At 49.6% G+C, this 18,601-nt stretch carries 12 protein-coding genes; 1 reads left to right on the forward strand and 11 read right to left on the reverse strand.

Annotated elements, in window-relative coordinates; translation table 11 throughout:
- Positions 1-69: 69 nt before the first annotated feature.
- Positions 70-546, reverse strand: a complete 477-nt coding sequence (locus AB1L17_RS08150) for a MarR family winged helix-turn-helix transcriptional regulator (RefSeq protein WP_412846545.1) — start codon at positions 544-546, stop codon at positions 70-72.
- A 145-nt stretch (positions 547-691) separates the two neighbouring features.
- On the opposite strand from AB1L17_RS08150, the gene AB1L17_RS08155 reads away from it, so the two are divergent.
- Positions 692-880, forward strand: a complete 189-nt coding sequence (locus tag AB1L17_RS08155; RefSeq protein WP_412846546.1) for a small acid-soluble spore protein H — start codon at positions 692-694, stop codon at positions 878-880.
- A gap of 70 nt (positions 881-950) precedes the next feature.
- Here AB1L17_RS08155 and AB1L17_RS08160 read toward each other — a convergent pair whose 3' ends face one another.
- From AB1L17_RS08160 to AB1L17_RS08205, 10 genes are all read right to left on the reverse strand, one after another.
- On the reverse strand, positions 951-1,970 hold the full coding sequence (locus AB1L17_RS08160) for an aromatic acid exporter family protein (RefSeq protein WP_412846575.1): 1,020 nt from the start codon (positions 1,968-1,970) through the stop codon (positions 951-953).
- Positions 1,971-2,048: 78 nt separating this feature from the next.
- The gene (locus AB1L17_RS08165; RefSeq protein WP_412846548.1) at positions 2,049-3,692 is read right to left on the reverse strand and encodes a YcdB/YcdC domain-containing protein; all 1,644 of its coding nucleotides are present in this window, start codon (positions 3,690-3,692) and stop codon (positions 2,049-2,051) included.
- A gap of 128 nt (positions 3,693-3,820) precedes the next feature.
- The gene (locus tag AB1L17_RS08170) at positions 3,821-6,046 is read right to left on the reverse strand and encodes a YcdB/YcdC domain-containing protein (RefSeq protein ID WP_412846549.1); all 2,226 of its coding nucleotides are present in this window, start codon (positions 6,044-6,046) and stop codon (positions 3,821-3,823) included.
- 124 nt (positions 6,047-6,170) lie between these two features.
- The gene (gene hemQ / locus AB1L17_RS08175; RefSeq protein ID WP_412846550.1) at positions 6,171-6,923 is read right to left on the reverse strand and encodes a hydrogen peroxide-dependent heme synthase; all 753 of its coding nucleotides are present in this window, start codon (positions 6,921-6,923) and stop codon (positions 6,171-6,173) included.
- Positions 6,924-7,044: 121 nt separating this feature from the next.
- Complete coding sequence (nagB, locus tag AB1L17_RS08180; protein WP_412846551.1) at positions 7,045-7,809, reverse strand: glucosamine-6-phosphate deaminase; 765 nt, start codon at positions 7,807-7,809, stop codon at positions 7,045-7,047.
- A gap of 27 nt (positions 7,810-7,836) precedes the next feature.
- Positions 7,837-8,730 (reverse strand): MurR/RpiR family transcriptional regulator, encoded by an 894-nt coding sequence (locus AB1L17_RS08185; RefSeq protein WP_412846552.1) that lies wholly within the window; start codon positions 8,728-8,730, stop codon positions 7,837-7,839.
- Between the two features lie 143 nt (positions 8,731-8,873).
- Entirely contained in the window at positions 8,874-15,428 is a 6,555-nt protein-coding gene (locus AB1L17_RS08190) for a carboxypeptidase regulatory-like domain-containing protein (RefSeq protein ID WP_412846553.1), read from the reverse strand.
- 158 nt (positions 15,429-15,586) lie between these two features.
- The gene (locus AB1L17_RS08195) at positions 15,587-15,952 is read right to left on the reverse strand and encodes a YisL family protein (protein WP_412846554.1); all 366 of its coding nucleotides are present in this window, start codon (positions 15,950-15,952) and stop codon (positions 15,587-15,589) included.
- Between the two features lie 154 nt (positions 15,953-16,106).
- Positions 16,107-17,111 (reverse strand): proline racemase family protein, encoded by a 1,005-nt coding sequence (locus tag AB1L17_RS08200; RefSeq protein WP_412846555.1) that lies wholly within the window; start codon positions 17,109-17,111, stop codon positions 16,107-16,109.
- Positions 17,112-17,153: 42 nt separating this feature from the next.
- Positions 17,154-18,593 carry an aldehyde dehydrogenase family protein gene (locus tag AB1L17_RS08205; protein ID WP_412846556.1) on the reverse strand — a complete coding sequence of 480 codons (1,440 nt, stop codon included), beginning with the start codon at positions 18,591-18,593 and terminating at the stop codon, positions 17,154-17,156.
- Positions 18,594-18,601 lie beyond the last annotated feature (8 nt).

The raw sequence follows: 18,601 nt of genomic DNA on the forward strand, positions 1-18,601 counted from the left end.
CTCTCCTTCGCTATCCATTTAGTACGATTTCGTAGTAATTAAGCAAAAAAAGAAACAGGCTCGAACTGACTATTCCTCAATGTTGATCTTGATCGAACGAACCTTTGTTTCACGAGGCTTGACGGGCCCGCCATCCTGAAATACCTTCGCAGCCTTAAGTAAAAGCGTAGTGAATTGCTCCATTTCTTCTGGCGTGAATGCCTCCTGAAGCCTGCCGAGCATTGCCAGCATGAGTTGCTCCGATTCTTTTGCCAGCTGCATGCCTTGTTGTGTGAGCGTGACGAGCTTCACCCGCTGATCCTCTACAGAGGTAGCCCTCGCGATGTAACCTTTTCGCTCAAGTCTTTTCGCGATGCTGGTCATCGAACTAAGCGGTGCCCCCATTTCTTGCGCCAGCTCTGACATAGTCAAATCTCCGCGGAAAAGCAAAATGAGGAGCGTCGACAAATCTGAGCGAGTCAGTTTTTCTTCCAGCTGCATCGTATCGGACATAAAGGCAAACGGACGCAAACCGGTTTTCAGAAAGAGGTCGTATAGTTGATGCATACCGTTGTCTCCTTTTAGTACGATTTCGTAGTAATTTCCCCTTCAATTTATTACATATTTTAGGGAATGTCAACAGGCGTAAAAAGTATACCATCCCGTGCTCACGTACATATTATACCTGTTACAAATGACAGGGGGAGTCGGAATGAACAAGCAGCGCGCGAAAGAAATCGCCGCTTCGCCCGTTATGGCGAACGTTACCTGCGATGGCGTACCCATTTATATTCAGCATGTCGATGATGACAACGACATGGCGAGGATTTACCCGCTCGACCAGCCGGAACAGGAAATGAGTGTTCCTGTAACCAGCTTGCGGGAGCACCAAGAGTACTGAAATGGTACCAAGAAAAATAACAAGGGGACCTGTAGCGATACCGCTGGTCCCCTTGTTATTTTGCATCGGATTACGTGCCTTGCCTTGACTGCCTTGTTCCTTTTTTCTCCCCATCGCTTTTGCCTAGCTCATGCTTGATGAACAAATAGCTCTCAATCTCTCGAAGGAGGTAAAACAGCGAGGCACGCGTCTCGAATTCCTCTCTTGTCCGTGGTAGCTCGGCTGCCTTGATCTCCTCTTGCATCACGCGCAGTTGATCAATAAAACGATAGGCGGTATTGCCCGGATGAACCGAGTCACTGATTCGTTCGAGAAAATCCGCGATCCGATGGCTCTCTGTCACCTGATGATCCAGCGAAGAGACGATTGGCATCATCCGTTCCAATAGCTCGAACTGTTTTTGCCGCATGACAAAATACTCGTAGTACGAATCGTTGCGACGGCCCAATCGATTGTCCACGTCTCGTGAAGCCAAGCGAATCGCCGTTTCCAGCACGCCTGCTGTTTCGATCAATTCTTTCCCGTCCCAATCACTTTCTCCGTGACGCAAGTAGTAGCAGAATTCTCGCATGATTTTGCTGAACAGCTTCTCCACCTTTACTTGCATCCCTTTCAGCTCTTTATCGAGACTCGGCATGTACAGATTCACCAAAAGGGCTACTCCCACACCGATGACAAGCAAAGCGACCTCATTGAGCAGCAGCATCCCGTCGATTCTCTTGGAAGAATACAGATGCATGAGCACGACCATGCTGTTGACAAAGCCTTCCTGAATGCCAAAGCGTACCGCGAGCGGCAAGAAAATCAAAATGAAAAGGAGAATGGCAAGCGGTGTATAGCCCATGATGGAGAACAGGCAGACCCCAATTCCAAGCCCCAACAAGCTGGCCAGAATCCGATTCCACGCTGTTCGAAACGATTGCTTGACCGTCACCTGAATACACAAGATCGTAATGATCCCAGCCGAAGATGCATACATCAAGCCCAGCTGCTGGGCGATCAGAATCGAGATAGCCGTCCCGATGGCTGTTTTTAACGTACGATAACCGATTTTAAACGTGAGAAAGCCCAGACTTGTTCCCCTCCAGATGCCAAAATGCTTTCCTGTTTACTTTAACAAAAAGTGTCGGGGAACCAAAGACAAGGTTTCGTAAATTTTCAAAGGCATCTATTCCTGTTTGCGCTCTTCTGCATATCTGTGCCACGTGCCATCTGCTTGGACCAGCCCTTTCTCTCCTACATAACGATAGACGAGGAGTGGCTGTTCAAGCATTTTAGCATATCCATAACTCCTTGCTTTCGGTTGAAAGTAGGTGAGCATGAGTTTCTTGTTCTCTTTCATGACTTTCTTCGCCTTATTCACATCGATACTCTCTTCATTAATTGGGGGAAGAGATAAATGCTCCGGATATTCATAGTTATACATTTCCCATACCTCCCCTGTCTTAGGGTTGATATCGACTTGAAAGATGGAATTCTCTTCTGGTATACCGTTGACCAAATAGCCAAACTCGATCTCATACGGTTCGCCATTTTTCCAGATTTCTTTGATCCTTTCCTCTCGCGGAGCGTAATCGACCAAATAAATGATTCCTAACTGATCGGGGTATAAAGTTCGTACGAGCTCTGCTGCACTTTCTTGCGCTTGTGCCCAGGTAATACCCTTTTCTATTTTCTTGATATCTTCATCGAGCCTCCTTTTTTCATTCACAACGTAGTAGACTAATTGGCCACGGTCGTTAATCTTCATACCCACCAGATCTGACTCTTTGCCATCCCCTGGTTGCGAAAGAAACTCAAAATACCATTGCTTTTCATCAGATCCTGACTCCCTGATTTTTCCATTTGGTTGGTATGTACCGGGGAGCTTTTTGATATGTTGTTCTGCTATTTTTTGTGCCTCGTCTTTCGTTATGAGCTTTTGTTCTGTCGTGGTTGGAGGAACTGTATTCCCTAACGGCTGTATCTTCCTTTCTTTGGAAACCTGTCCGTACCAATCGAGCATTTTTCCTGTGATGGCATCAACAACCTGCGGATCGTTTTCCCGAAAATCATAAACGGGCTGGTATGATGCAGGTTCCTTACGAACGCGGGACGCCATATCCTTGTACAAAAATGATGGAAATGCCCCTTCATCCCATTTTTTCCCAGCTTCTGTTAACCCTATGACTTTCGAAGCATCTGGAAGTTTGCCCTCTGACCAGCGCCGCTCAAAATAGATCACTTCCCCATCGTTGCCCACTATCAGTCGAAACCCATTTTCCAGAAAAGGAATCCCGTCTTCGATACGAGTAAAGTTGACATCTATTCCCGGTCGATTAGGCGTAAAGAAAATGTCCGAATCAGGATATTCATTGGGCTTGGATAAACGGCTCCGTTCTTCTTCTGTCGCTATTTGCTTAAGAAATTGAGTCGCCACTTGGAACGCTTGATCTTCCGTGATTTTCTTTTGATTGGCCTCCCCTTCTCGTTCGTCCCCACGATACTCATATTTCCATATTTCCCCTGATGCTGCATCTTGTTGCAAACTAATACTTCCACCCTTTTCTTTATTCCATCTGCTATACCATATTGGTTTTCCCCATTGCATTTCGAAGCCGTCTACGAATTGTGCTTCTACCAGCTTATACTCACCCAGAATCGTCAACTGCTTCTTGGCAAGCGCGATTGCCTCTTCCTCCGAAAGTGTCTTCTCGGCAGCATGTACGACTGACGTCAGACTACCGCCACCTACTGAAGCGAATACAGTCGTCATCAAAATGGCAGATACCACGCCGAGTGATAGACCCCATGATGTAGTACGTCTCAACACGAATCAACCTCTCCTCTCTGTGTACAAACACCCTTATTTTACCATTAGAGAGAGGTTGTGGTATAAAAAAGATCTGCCGATGTGATGATCTCACACAGCAGATCTTTTGGAACGAATTTACGAGCCGATTAATTCTCGATTTGTTTCTGGTCGTAGATCATTTTCACCAGTTCAGCGACTTCTGCTCTGGTAACGGGCTTGTCCGGCTCAAACGTCGCAGCTGATTTGCCCTTGAGCAAGCCATGCCCTGAGAGGAGAGTAACCGCCGGGATATGCTTGCTTTGCACGTCCTGGTAAGGAGTTTTGAATAGCTCAGGCTTGTCAAGAAGATCACCATAACCGAGCAGTCTGGCAGCCATATCCGCCAGTTCAGCGCGTGTTATCGTCCGGTCTGGCTCAAATTTATTGCCTGTCTTTGGAATCAGTTTGTATTCGATATTTTTTTGTATGGCAGCGTAGTGTGGATGCGAAGAAGGTACATCAGCAAATTCATGGGTTCTCCGTTCTTCATCAATATCGAAGCGAGGACGCAAATTTCGGAATTCGATATCATTTGTCATCTGTGCGATGATCATGGCCATTTCCCCGCGCGTGACCTCTTTATCGGGTCCTAACTGGCCATCAGAGACCGCCATCCATCCCTTACGAACGATAAATTCAAGTGCCGCCTGCTGCGGATGCTCAGCGATGTCACTCGGGGCTTGCTGTTTTTGCGCCTCAACAAAGCTATACCACTCGCCCGATTCTGCTTTCACGACGCCATTGTCTCCGATCGAACGATAGACGAGCAGCGGATCAGACGCCTTCGCCAGTCTCCAATCCGACATAGGCTGGAAGTAAGTCAGCTGGAGCTTCTTTTGCTTTCGAAAAACTTCTTGCGCCGCTTTCGCATCGATATGATCAGCTACTGCCTCAGGGAGAGTCTGCACATCCCTGTCGCGCTTGTTCAACGAAATGGCCTGCCCCGTCTCAGGATGAACCTCGACCTCGATGCTTTCATCCTCAACTGGAATGCCATTGACAAGGACGCCGAATTGGATACCGTAGTGTTCACCCTCTTCCAAAGAGCTTTGCAGAGCCTCCTGCGTTGGCTCCTCCTCAATCAAATAGATTGCTCCCAGCTGATCGGCTAAGATGGTTTGGACGAGCTTGGTCGCACTTTCCTCTGCCTGCTCCCAAGTAAAGACCATCTTTTTGGGCGTTTCGTCAAATCGGCTGTTTGGATTGATGCGATACTCAACTAATTCTCCGCGATCATTGATATCCACTTCCACTTGGGTAGACTGCTTGGCATCTCCATTTTGTGGTGTGTAATCAAAGCTCCAGCGACGTATGGTTACGCCACCCGATGAACTGGAACCTCCACCGCTACTACCGTCAGAGCGATAACTGCCGGGCAATCTTTGCATGTATTGATCAGCAATTTTTTGCGCCTCTTCTTTTGTAATCAACTTTTTCTGTGTCGACTTTTTGGCTACGGTAGTCCCCAAAGGCTTGATTTTTTTCTCACTGGCAGCTTTTCCGAATAAATTGATCATCTCGCCAGTCGTCGCATCAACAAGCTGCGGATCCTTGTACTCGTAATCGTAGACGAGCTCGTACTCACCAGGTACTCGCTGATTGCTCGTCATCGACGCCACATCCTTGTAAATCAGGGAGGGAATCGCCTTTTCTCCCCATGTTTTCTCTGCTTCTGCTTGATCAATCACCTTGGAAGCATCAGGCAGCTTGCCATCATACCAGTCACGGTAAAAGCCTGCTATTTCCCCATTTTCTTCTACCATCAGCCTGAAACCGTTTCCAATAAACGGAATCCCCCCTACCATTCGAGTGAAATTGACTCTTTGTCCCTCATTTCTGAAATAGTAGCTATCCGGATCGACATATTCATTCGGCTTGGATAAATGACTCCGTTCTTCTTCCGTTGTTACTTTTTCCAGAAATTGTGTAGCTAGCTTGATTGTCTCTTCTTCCGTCAGCTTCGTCTTTGTACTTTTTACTTGATTATCTTCCAAATAGCTGTAATAGCGCGTCAATTTACCCGTTACCGCATCCAATGTCACATGAATGGTTCCGACCTTGCTTTTTTCCCAAGTGACATTCCAGTGAGCATTCCCCATTCCCGTGTAATCTTCTTCGGGATTTGATAATCTGGCACGTTCCAGCTTGTAGTCACCCGGAATCGTCACCCACTTCTGGGCTTGTCTGATTGCTTCTTCCTGCGAAATAGTCTTCTCGACGGCATGTGCGACCGGGACGAGTCCCTCGACACCAGCTGTAGCAAATACAGACGTCACCAAAATAGTAGATGACACGCCGAGTGAGAGCCCCCACGATGTTGTACGTCTCAACACGGATCAACCTCTCCTCTCTATTATTAAATATCACCTTATTTTACCATTAAAGTGAGAATGTGTAGGCAAAAAAAGATCTGCCCATGCGAATTTCTTCACACAGCAGATCTTTTAGGGTCATTGCTTATACTTCCAGCTTTTTCGCCAGTGTTTCTACGTTCAATACATTTCCTGTTTGGAAGCTGCCGAATTCACCGAAGCGTGCACTCACTTCGTCAAAACGCATTTCGTAAACGATACGCTTGAACTCCAACGGATCGTTGGCAAACAGGGTAACGCCCCACTCCCAATCGTCGAAACCAACAGAACCACCGATGATTTGCTTCACGCGACCAGCGTAGGAGCGGCCGATCAAGCCGTGGGAGCGCATCATTTCTTGACGCTCCTGCATGGAGAGCATATACCAGTTGTCTTGCAGATCACGCTTTTTGTTCATTGGGTAGAAGCAGATGTGCTCCCATTTTGGCAGGATCGGATAGAGGCGGTCACGCACATGCGGGTTCGCTTTTGGATCTTCACCTGGGTTATGTACATAGTTGCTAAGCTCTACTACGGATACATAGGAATAAGGCGCTTCTGTATAAGCAGCAAAGCGGGTTTTATTAAACGCTGTTTTGATCTCGTCCAGCTCTTGCATCGTTGGACGCAGGAACATGAACACGAGATCAGCTTTGTGTCCGAGGATGGAGTAGAAAGCTGTGCTGCCTTGGTTCTCGGCTTCATTCGCTTCCCATGTGCGGATCAATGCGTTCAGCTCGTCCAACGCTTCTTGGCGTTCTGCTGCGGACGCTGCTTTCCACTTTTCCCAATTGATGGTGCGGAAATTATGATACGTATACCAACCTTCTAATGTAAGCAACGCTTCGTTTGCGCTCATTCTAAATCAGCTCCTTTGAAAAATCTGGTGACCTCTCGCAACATTCCCAGTATAGCATAAGGAACGAGCGCGTATTCGGAACAGATTGGTGAACAAGCGTAACGAAAACCAAGCGGTGCCGTTAGCTGCCGCTTGGTTTCGTTCCTGCCAGTACGGAGGTAGTCAGCTTGCTCGCAGCGTCTCGGTCCACAATGACCGTCACATCCGCATGCATTTGCAACAAGGAAGCTGGTACATCTGCCGTAGGCTCACCCTCCACCATCAATCGCACTGCCTCAGCCTTAGCCGCTCCACTTGCGAGTAGAACGACTTTTTTGGCTCCGAGAATCGTTTTGATCCCCATGGAAACGGCCTGAGTCGGAACTTGGTCCACGCTATCAAAATAACGGGCATTCGCTTCGATTGTGCTGTCCGTTAGCTGGACGACGCGTGTCACTGATTCGGCAGGAGAGCCAGGCTCGTTGAAGCCGATATGTCCGTTATTACCGATTCCCAACACCTGTATATCTATCCCTCCCGCCAAGCGGATCGCTTCCTCATAGCGTGCACACTCTGCCAAATGGTCGCTTGTATCCCCTACTGGCACATGTGTCTTTTCTGCAGGAAGGTTGATGTGATTGAACAAGTTTTCCTGCATATATGAGCGATAGCTTTGTGGATGAGTAGAGGAAAGTCCGATGTATTCATCCAGATTAAAGCTCGACGCCTGCGAAAAATCGATGCTCTCCGCTTGAGACAGCTTGATCAGCTCACGGTACATGCCTACAGGTGTTCCACCAGTCGCAAGCCCCAAGACCGTCTTCGGATTTGCTTTTACTTCGCTTGCAAGCATTTCAGCAGCTTTTTTGCTGAGCTCCGCGTAATTTTCTACAATGACTAGCTTCATCTCCAAATCACTCCTATCCATTTCTCGTTAGTATTTTCTCTCCAGTACAGCCTTCGCTGTTCTCTCTTTATATAAAAGGGCCTTTTCCTTGTTGCGCATCGTAATGGTCGTACTGATGACATCCAGTACATGCAGCTGCGCGATTTTGGCAGCGAGTGAGCCTCCTTGAAGAGGACCTTCTTGTGCCGCAGTCAGCAGTGTGATGTCCGCTACATTGGTAATGGGCGAGCGCCGATAATGCGTGAGGCAAATGCAACTCGCTCCAGCCTGCTTGGCTACCTTCAGCGAGTCGATCGTGTCTTTCGTGCTGCCCGATACAGACAGACCGATCGCTACATCACCTGGTCCCAGTGTCGCCGCAGCCATCGCCTGTAAATGTGATTCATTAAAAGCATCTACACGAAGACCGATCCGTAAGAAGGTGTACTTGGCATCCTGGGCCGTTACCGCTGACGTACCTACGCCGTAAAAGTGAATCGTGTTTGCTTTTTGCAAAAGGTCAACGCAGCGTTCCAGCTGTTCCATGTGAAACAGTGCAGTCGTATCGCCAATCGCCTGTTGATTCGTTGCTGTTACTTTGTGCATGATGATGTCCAGCGAATCGTCTTCTCCGACTTCGCCGTGCAAGTTTTTGACCGGATTGACCAATTCTTGGGCCAATGCCAGCTTGAACTCCTGATAGCCGTGAAAGCCGATCTTTCGGCAAAAACGCAGAACCGTTGTCTCACCTACGCCCGCCTTTTCGGCAAGATCAATTACCGATGAATAGATCACACTGTCTGTCTGCTGTAACACGATATTGGCAACCTTTTGCTCCGATTTCGTAAAGGAGGGAAGGAGACTCTGAATGTGCAAAAGCGTATTTGTCTTCGAGATGGTTGCTGCCGGCGGATTGAACAGCTCCTCCTGCTGTTTCACCATATTGCTCGCTCCCCTTTATCAATAGCCAGGATGGAACAGCTTTTTATACCCAAAAGAAAAAAGCTGTATTTCTACAGCTATTATATCAAAAACGGAGTTATCCGCCATTATTTTTATATAAAGTGGAGTAATTCTCCAAATCATCAATTTTGGGTAAACAAAATCGACGGGCAATTTCTGACTCGCAAAAATCCGCACAGTACTGCTGGATTCAGGACCAAATCCAGGATGGCTGTATCTCCCGCTCCCAATGTGACTGTCCCTCTCCCTTCTCCAATCCCCATCCTATTGGCAACAACCAAGTAGGTGCCGGGAGCAAGGTCAGTTACCTTGTACCTGCCTAAGCCGTCTGTTTGAACTGTCACAATGGTTGTGTGTAGCTGATTCACCCTTTGCACATACACTGTGGCCCCTGCAACTGGCAGACCTGTCAAACCAGATCGAACGGTTCCTTGTATGGTACCCGTCTGAGAGAGTCGGATAATGATAAAGGTGGTTTGGTTCGGCAAAACGACTGCCTCGGCCTGACCGGTACCGATACCCGGGATCGATCCCACAACGGTATACGTACCCGGTGCCACATTGACAAAGTGGAACGTTCCATCGGGTTCAGCCAAAATGTTTTGCAAACGAATCTGGTCTGAATTGAAAAGCGACAATTGAATATTGTTTCCGCTGGCTTGGATACCGTCCGGCAACAGGACAATCCCGGATATTGTTCCGACGAATGGCAATAGCTCGACTGTCGTTACCGTCGTCTGCCCGCTTAGAACCGAAACTGTACGGTAATGCGTACCGAAGCCCTCTGCACTTGCAATGACATTGTACTCTCCAGCCGTCAAGCCATTCACATGAAATTGCCCGTTCTGATTCGTTACGGTGTTGGCAACAAACGAGCCATTGGAAAACAGCTGAATGGCAACAGCCGCCCCCGTGATAGGGAGTCCTGTCAACTGATTGGTCACCTGTCCGGAGATATTACCTGGGAGAGGAGGCATTGTGAGAATAACTCCGGTAACTGTCTGTCCTGCTGTCACGGTTATGCTTTGCGTTGCCGCTGCATAGCTGTCTTCACTTGCGCTTATCAAATACGTTCCAGGCGGCAGATTGCCAACAGCGAAATTGCCCAGATCATCCGTAATCGCACTGCCGAACAATGTCCCGTGTGAATCCTTCACCTGTATCAATGCGTTCGGAACAACACCTCCACCCCCGGACTGTACCTGACCTGTGACCGTCGCTGGAAATGGGGGAAGCCCTACGTCGATGACCGTCGTCTGACCAGAAAAAATCGTCGCGCCAACTGGCTGAGTCGTATAGTTGAGAGCACTGATTGCCAGCGTATAGGTTAGGGGAGCCAAGCCATCAATCGTAAACTGACCGAGACCGTCCGTAATCGCCCGAGACAGCAAGTTGTTTGTGCCAGGGAAAAAGAGTAGGACTTCCGCTCCTACCAGCGGGGTACCATCAAATTCATCCCTGACAGTACCCTGCAAAATTCCTGGATTCGGATTGAGCGGAATATTGACTGTAGCAGTTCCCCCAGGCGCTACATCAAAGGATACACTTTCCCTCTGATAGCTTTCGTTCCTTGCCAAAATGGTGTAGTTTCCTGCGACAAATCCATCAATGAAATAGATCCCCTGAGCGTCTGTCTGGGTAGAAAAGAGGATCGTGTTATTGTTGCCCAGCAAACGGACGAGCGTATTCGGTAAAGGTGTGGCGAGAAGTGCGTCACTAATTTGTCCGGTGACACTTGCTGGGAGACTTGGCAAGGAAAAATCGAGACCTGTAGTCGCTCCCAATCCGACCATAATTGTCGAGGCCTCAGCTGCATGTCCCGTAGCACTTGCGATTAGAGTATAACTCGCGGGTGAAAGTCCACTTACCATATATTGCCCTTGCTCATCAGCCTGAACAATGACAATGATCGTTCCAGATTGACTTCCCTGTCGAACCGTAATGACTGCACCCGAAATCGGCAAGGCCGTCCCATGCTCTCGCACTGTACCTACAACGGCACCGGGCAACCCTTGTAAGGCAAAACTCAAGGTGGACATCGCCCCAGCTTGGATCTGCGCTCCAGCTACATCGCTTACATAACCGGATGCATTTACATTGACGGTGTACCCTCCGGGAGCCAGCCTGTCAAACGAAAAGTTCCCCGTTGCATCTGTCAGCGCGGAACCTACCGCTGCACGTGTGTTGTCGTACACAATTACCGTTGCGCCTGCGATTGGCAAGCCTGTTTCCAGATCAATCACAGCGCCGGATAAACTGCCAGGATTAGGAGTCAATTGCTGCTGATAGTTGGTTGTGATGCCTCCTTGCAATATAACTGCCTGCGAGACGGATACAAAATTCGGGGCAGAAACAGCTACATTCACCACTCCCGGCGGAAGCTTTTCTGCCAGGAAATTACCTTGATCGTCCGTCAACAATTGAGCGAGCACAACCCCATGTTCATCCGTAATGAGCACTGTGCTCCCCGGAATCCCGAATCCCGTCATCTGATTCGTCACCTGACCCGAGATGGCCGCAGGCAAGTCAGGTAAAGTGACTGTGGCTGATGTTGCAGCATTGGCTGCCACGATCACGCCGATACTTCCTCCTGCATAACCAGGAGCTGAGGCGATGATGGTGTATACCCCGGGAGAGACACTCGCAAAGAAAAATACGCCCGATTCATTCGCCAGCAAGCTTTGTATGACTGCTTGATTGCCATCCATCAGCTTGACGTTGATTTCGCTTCCCGTAACAGGTACACCCAAGCTGTTTATGACACTTCCCACGATTGACCCAGGCAATGCCAAGAGTGCCACACTAGCCCCCGTCGTCTCCCCGCTGACTACATTGGCCCCAACTGATTGATCCGCATAGCTAGGCGCGCTAACCGTGACGGTATAAGCACCCGGCAACAGGTGTTCAATCAAATAGCTGCCCGTCTGGTCGGTACTTGCTGTAGCCACTACATTTCCGTCACTTATGGAACGAATCAGTACAACAGCCCCTGCAATGGTTATCGCGGGATTCGTCGCGTCCGTCACCTGTCCGCTAATCCCGCCTGCATTCGCCCCAAGAGTAAAGTCTACCCCGATTTTATTTTCACCGGGTCCAAGTGTAACACCAACCGAGCCTGTAACATATTCAAGGGCACTTGCCACCACGATAGATGAGCCAGAAGGCAGGTTGCCAATTGTATAGAACCCGGCTGCATCCGTATAGCCAAAGCCCAGTGTCGTCTCATTCAAGTCCAGAATACGGACTACCGCATTGACAATTGGCTGCATCCCCGTGTCTCTTACGGTTCCAGAAATGCTGGCCGGATTCGGCGTAAGCGTAAAAGAAACGTTGGCCGTTTGCTCTGGCTGTACGATCGCCCCAACGGATTGAACAGCGTAGCCGGTAGCCGTAGCTGTAAGGACATAAGAACCTGGTGCGATCCCTGAAAATGAAAATGCTCCGTTTCCATCTGCGACAACAGTACCAACCAACAGATTATTGATATCAAACAATTGAATGGTGGTTCCCGGTACGACAGGTGCTACAATACCGCTAATAAAACCGAAATCCTGATTGAGCTGAAGCTGGACAGGGGTAGTTGTATTCGCTAGCACAATGGCTCCGACATGATTGGACTGAAAGCCACTCGCGGAAAACACGATGACGTACTGGCCTGCAGCCAACCCCGTGATAACAAAGCTTCCTTGACTGTCGCTGTATACTGAATTCACGACGGAGCCATTGGAATCGAGTGCATTTATTCGTGCACCGGCAATTGGCTGCAACGTCCCTGCAGCGACCACCTGCCCCTGAATCTCACCCGGACTTGCGAGCAACGATAAGCTGACAGGCGTATTCGTATTGGCAAGTACAGTGGCGGAAGCACTGCTCGTTTCATAATTGGTTGCATGGGCCGTAACGGTGTAAACCCCGGGTGCCAGACCTGTGATCTCGTAATTTCCAGCCAGATCGCTATTTGCATGGGCGATGATTGCCCCGGCTTGGTTCAACACGCTAACCTCTACCGAAGCACCTGTTATCGACAGACCCGAAGTAGCATCGAGAATCGAACCCGAAATGCTCCCCGGCAAATCTGCAAGCTGTACATTTACCGTTGTTGTCGCAAGTGAGGTGACGCTTGCCCCTGTGATCACTGTCGTTTTATCTGGAGCAGATACGATGACGACATACGCCTGTGGCAGCAGATCAGGTACCACATACTGCCCGTTCCCATCCGTCAATACAGTAGCGACAACAGCACCTGCTGCTGTATTTTCCCTAATGATGACGGTAGCACCCTGAATCGGCTGATTGCCGCTGTCAATTACCTGTCCTGCGATTGCTCCCGGTGAAGCTTGGAGAACAAAATCCAGAAATGACATTTCCTGAGGTGCGACAGTTACACCCAACACAGCAGTGGAATAACCAGAAGCAGATGCAGTTACGGTATACGTATCCGGGGCCAAATGTGGGAAGGAAAAGGTGCCCGTGCTGTCGGTAATCGTCTGTGCAACAGGAACAGTTCCCTTCAGAACAACGACAACGGCATCAGCAAGCGGATTCATGCCTGTGTCCGAGACAGTCCCCATCAATACCCCTGCCTGTTTTTCCAACTCAAGGTCAACCGTCGTAGTAGCGCCAGCAGTGATTTCTACCCCTACTGTTTGGCCCGCATACCCCTCCGCAGCCGCCGTAAGGACATATGTTTCCGGACCGAGCAAGGATAAAGAGTAGTCTCCATTTACGTCGGTTAATGTCTCGCCTACAGTAATTCCTGAACGCGTGACTACCTTGATGCTCGCATTTGGGATTCCCTCCCCCGTTTGTACATCGGAAATGGTTCCACTTACCGTTCCAAATGCAGTCGTCAAAGAAAAATCAAGTACCTTGGCATCTCCCGCTTGCAGACTGATTCCAGCTAACTGAGTGGAAAAACCTGCGGCACTGACACGGATTTGATAAACACCCTCTGCGAGCTTGGTCAGGAGATACGCGCCAGCTCCATCTGTTGTCGTTTCCGTCAGTGTAACACCTGCCTGGCTAAGCACTTCCACCAATGCCCCGGTAATCGGTATGTTACCTGGACCTGTCACGAGACCTGAGAGCTGGGCGACTGATGCCTGGAGCACTACATTTTGTAAAGTCCCCTGGGCTCGAATGACATTGATTGCGACTGTTGCTGGCTGGAATGTATCCGCACTTACCGCAAGCGTGTAGGCACCCGGCACGACATTGGTAAACTGATAGGTCCCTCCTGCCCCTGTCACTGTCTGGTTTACGGTCACACCAGTCGTATTAATGAGCTTTACTACTGCACCAAAGATGGGTGCCAATCCCGTATCTGTTATCGTCCCGTTCACCTGACCCGGACTCGGAGGAAGCAAAATGTCCGCTCTTGTGGTCTGCCCTGCCAAAACGCTCACGAATTGAATTTTGGGGTCATAAGTTGGCGCTGTCACTGACAATGAATACAGACCAGGAGCCAATCCGGTAAATGAATAGGCACCATCTGTATCTGTTGTCGTCGTTCCGATTAGTACGGGAATCGAATCATACAGCTCGACCTGAGCACCTGCAACAGGCAAGTTCGTGGACTGGTCAAGCACCACGCCAGCAACACTTCCAGCCAAGTTTACCGTGATGACAATATGATTCTGAGCAGGAGAAAGCGTTCCACCAGAAAAGCTGTCTATGCCAGTGACTGTTACTGTGTTTAACCGCCGCGTTCCTCCTGGAGAGACCGCGAATACCCCACTGACCGTAAACGTCAAGCTGGCAGTAGTACCAGCGGCCAAGTTACCGATTTTCCAGCTGAGTACCTTGGTGAGCGGATTGTAGCTGACAGAGCCAGTACTTGTTGCGTTTACCGTAAAAGCTGTTACCTGATCCAGCTCGATCAGATCGTTGACAACGACTGTCGTTGCCTGGCTCTTCCCGGTATTGGTGACACTGATGGACCCCGCCCATTGCGATAGCTGTCCTGTGGTAACTACAGCTGGTCCTGCTGTTACCTGCTTGTCGACCGCAAGTCTGGCCCGTACGTCCCCTGCTGCTACCATAGTCGTATTGCTTAAGGAATTTACAAAGCTGAAGCCTTCACTGACTCGCAGAGAGTCCTTGTTGTAATTGTTGTCATTTGTTGCAGTAAAGGGCAGGAAACGAAGGGAAGTAAGCGAGGTAACCCCGATCGTTGAAAAAAAGGTAGAGGCCGGCATAACGAGATCAATGAAGTAATCCGGATTGCCGCTAAAATTTGAGCCATCATTCGTCAACCGCACACGAGCCGTGTCAAAATTGATAATCGGGGCTTGCCAGTTTGGCGCTCCATGACCGTTTGTTCCCTCTGCCGGATCGTTCCAGGAGTTGAATTCTACGACCGTATTTTGAATCAAGGCAATCCGATTGCGTAAGCCTTGCACACCCAACATCCACTGGTATGTGCCAGCTACTCCGGTTGTATTGATCAAATATCCCCACGCAAAATTTCGAAAACCCGTTTTTTGCGAATTTCTTGGATCTTCGTTGACTCTCATCCGAAAATAAAGATTCGTTCCATCGTACGCTAAAAAAGCAACAGGAAACGTAGAGTTTCCTACCATGTCGACAGAGCCGGGATTTTCATCGTTCGGGACGTCGCCGAATGGACTTCCCCCGAGCATAAATGGGATGAATTGACTGTCAGAAGGATAGGCCATTTTTCCTCACCTCTCCCCTCTAACATATGTGCATTTGGTGATATGGCCCCGCCTTCGCTTCTCCAATTGGCTCATCCGCATCCGTCCAAACAAAAAAAGGGCTTTCGCCCACAAGCAACTCTTGCGAGGAAAACCCTTTTTCTACTGGATTGCCTATCTTACATGAATACACGATAGCCAAGCAGAATTACCAGCACCAATACGATGATACAGCCGATGAAGAAGCCGATGCTGCCTTCTTGTCTCTTTGCTTTGCCCAAGGACATTTCCATCAAACCAAAGGCGATGATCGCGATGATGCCCTTCATGTAGTAATAGAAATCTGATGCGTGACCCACGAACAGCATCCAAGCTCCCGATACAAGAATAATGACCATCATGAGTCTAAGCAGCATATGTACGATCTTGCCTGCTTTTGCTTTGCCTACACGATACAGAATGTAGGCAACGATCAAGAGTACGAATGCAACTTCCCAGCTACCCACATGCGCTTCAATTAACGCTTTATACGGCACAAAATTCAACTCCTTTACTCCAGAATACAATCTTGTCCATTATACCAGAAGAAGGGGAAAAATGCTGATGCCCCAATGCGTGGCAGTATTGTGACCAGACTTTTGGCAGGATGAAAAAAGAGGCTGCCAAAGATCAGCAACCTCCCTTTTCTCGCGAACTCACTTATCGCAGTAAAAATCCGTCTTTCAGAGGGTCAGTAGGATCGACGACAAATTGATGCAGACCCGTTATGAACGCCTTTCCTTCTATGCTAGGAATAACAGCCGGATAGCTGCCTACCTCAGCAGTTCCCACCACTCTGCCGATAAACTGACTCCCGACAATTCCTTCATGGACAAACGGTTCTCCAACAGCCAGCTTGCCTCGCGCATGCAAGGTGGCTACGCGAGCCGCGGTACCTGTACCGCATGGTGAGCGATCGACCTGCTTGTCGGCGAAAATCGTCACGTTGCGCAGATCTGATCCTTCCACTCTTGGCTTATCCGAGATAATAACTCCGTAAATGCCTTTTAGCTCAGGCTCCAATGGATGAACGACCTCCATTTTCGCCTCGATCTGTTCTTTAATTCGCCTTCCCCACTCTTGCAACTCTGCCAATTGCTCCATTTCTACCCGGACACCGATATCTTCCGCCTGTACAACTGCATAAAATGCTCCGCCAAAAGAAATGTCCACTGGAAAAATACGTCCTCCCCACTCAATGGGAACGTCTTGTGCAAAAACAAAGGAGGGGACATTTTCAAACGAAACGGATTTAACCTGCGATCCCTCCACGTTGGCCTGTGCCATAATTCGTCCGGCGGGACTATCAATCACCATACGTTCTGTCGGGTCAGCCAGCCGAAGTATTCCCGTCTCAATGGCAGCCGTCACCACCGCGATGATTCCATGCCCGCACATCGTACTGTAGCCTTCGTTATGCATGAACAGCACCCCAAATGCTGCATCTGCACTGACTGGCTCTGTCATGACACAACCGTACATACCATGATGTCCGCGCGGCTCGTACATAAGCACACGGCGAATATCGTCCAGCTCCTCCCGGAAATAGCGCCGCTTCTCCAGGATCGTCTCGCCCTTGAGTGGTGGGATGCCGCCTGTAATTATGCGCAGCGGCTCCCCTCCGGTATGGGCATCGATTGTCGTAAACAACTGATTGATGTGCATGACATCCTCACCTTTTTATGCGATTGGCGAAAAGCTCGATGATCACCACGCGTATTTGATCGCACATGTTTTCGTTGCACTGTAAAACTCAAGTGCTGCCTGTCCCTGCTCTCTCGTATGTGAGCTGGACAGCTTCATGCCGCCGAATGGCGCCTGATATTCCACACCTGCCGTCTCTTGATTGACTCGTACCATCCCAGCCTGTGCTACATCCAAAAAGCGATGGGCACTCGCCAAATCCCGGGTAAACAACGAAGCGCTCAAACCGTATACAGACTGGTTGCACAGCTCCACCGCCTCGTCAAAACCGTCTACTGTCAAAAGCACAGCCAATGGTCCAAATACTTCCTCCTGAACGAGGCGATGATTGGCAGCGACACCCTCGACAATTTTGGGACGGATGAAATAGCCTTGGTCCTCTTTTGCATAAGCAGGGCTCTCTGCAATGACTGTTGCTTCATCGTTAGCCAATGCGATGTACTGCCCAACCGTCTCATACTGCGCAACCGAGGCAACCGGCCCCAGATACGCTTCCAGGTCGCTGGCATCCCCGACTCGGCACATCTCCATCGCTGCCTGCAGCCGCTCGACCAGTGGCTCATAGATTGCCTTTTGTACAATGATTCTGCTTGTAGCCGTACATTTTTGACCAGCAGAACGAAACGCTCCACTGAACAAAATCGGAACGGTTTTATCCAAATCAGCATCAGCCAGCACGACTGCCGCATTTTTTCCGCCCATCTCGGTTTGATACTTGATGTTTCGCCCTGCGCACGCGATGGCAATCTGCCTGCCCGTTTCAGATGAGCCAGTAAAGCTGACGGCATCGACTTCGGCTTCATTCGTGAGTGTATGGCCGATCTCTCGGCCCTTGCCAATCACCAGATTCAGCACACCCGCTGGCAGCTTCGTTTCTGCGAATATTTCAGCCAGCCGTGTCGCTGTAAGCGAACCATTTTCAGCAGGCTTCCAAATAACTGTGTTCCCGCAAATGAGTGCAGGGGCGATCTTCCAGATAGGAATGGCAACAGGGAAATTCCATGGTGTGATGACCGCCACGACCCCGAGTGGGACACGACGGCTGTATTGCAGAACGTTCGTATCTGATGAAGGAATCAGGTTGCCGTTGGAACGCATCCCTTCACCTGCATAGTAGCGCAAGAGACTGACCCCTCGAGCCACTTCTCCACGCATCTCTCCAAGCTGCTTGCCCATTTCCCGGCTGGCCAGCTGTGCCAAGCTGTCTGCATTTGCTTCCAATGCAGCAGCCATTTGAAAAAGGATTTCGCCGCGAGCCGCACCCGTTTGCTTGGCCCAGCCACTCTGCGCCGTGCGAGCTGCCTGCTCAGCCGCAAATACATGTGACCGATCAGACAGGTGCAGAACGCCGACCTCTTCTGTAATACGCGACGGGTTTTTGACCGGTAGTTCCTTCCCCGACGGCGTTATCCATTCGCCGCCAATCCAGTTTTTGCTGTGCATCACTCTCG

This window comes from Brevibacillus jepli (genome assembly GCF_047229145.1).
Lineage (GTDB): Bacteria > Bacillota > Bacilli > Brevibacillales > Brevibacillaceae > Brevibacillus.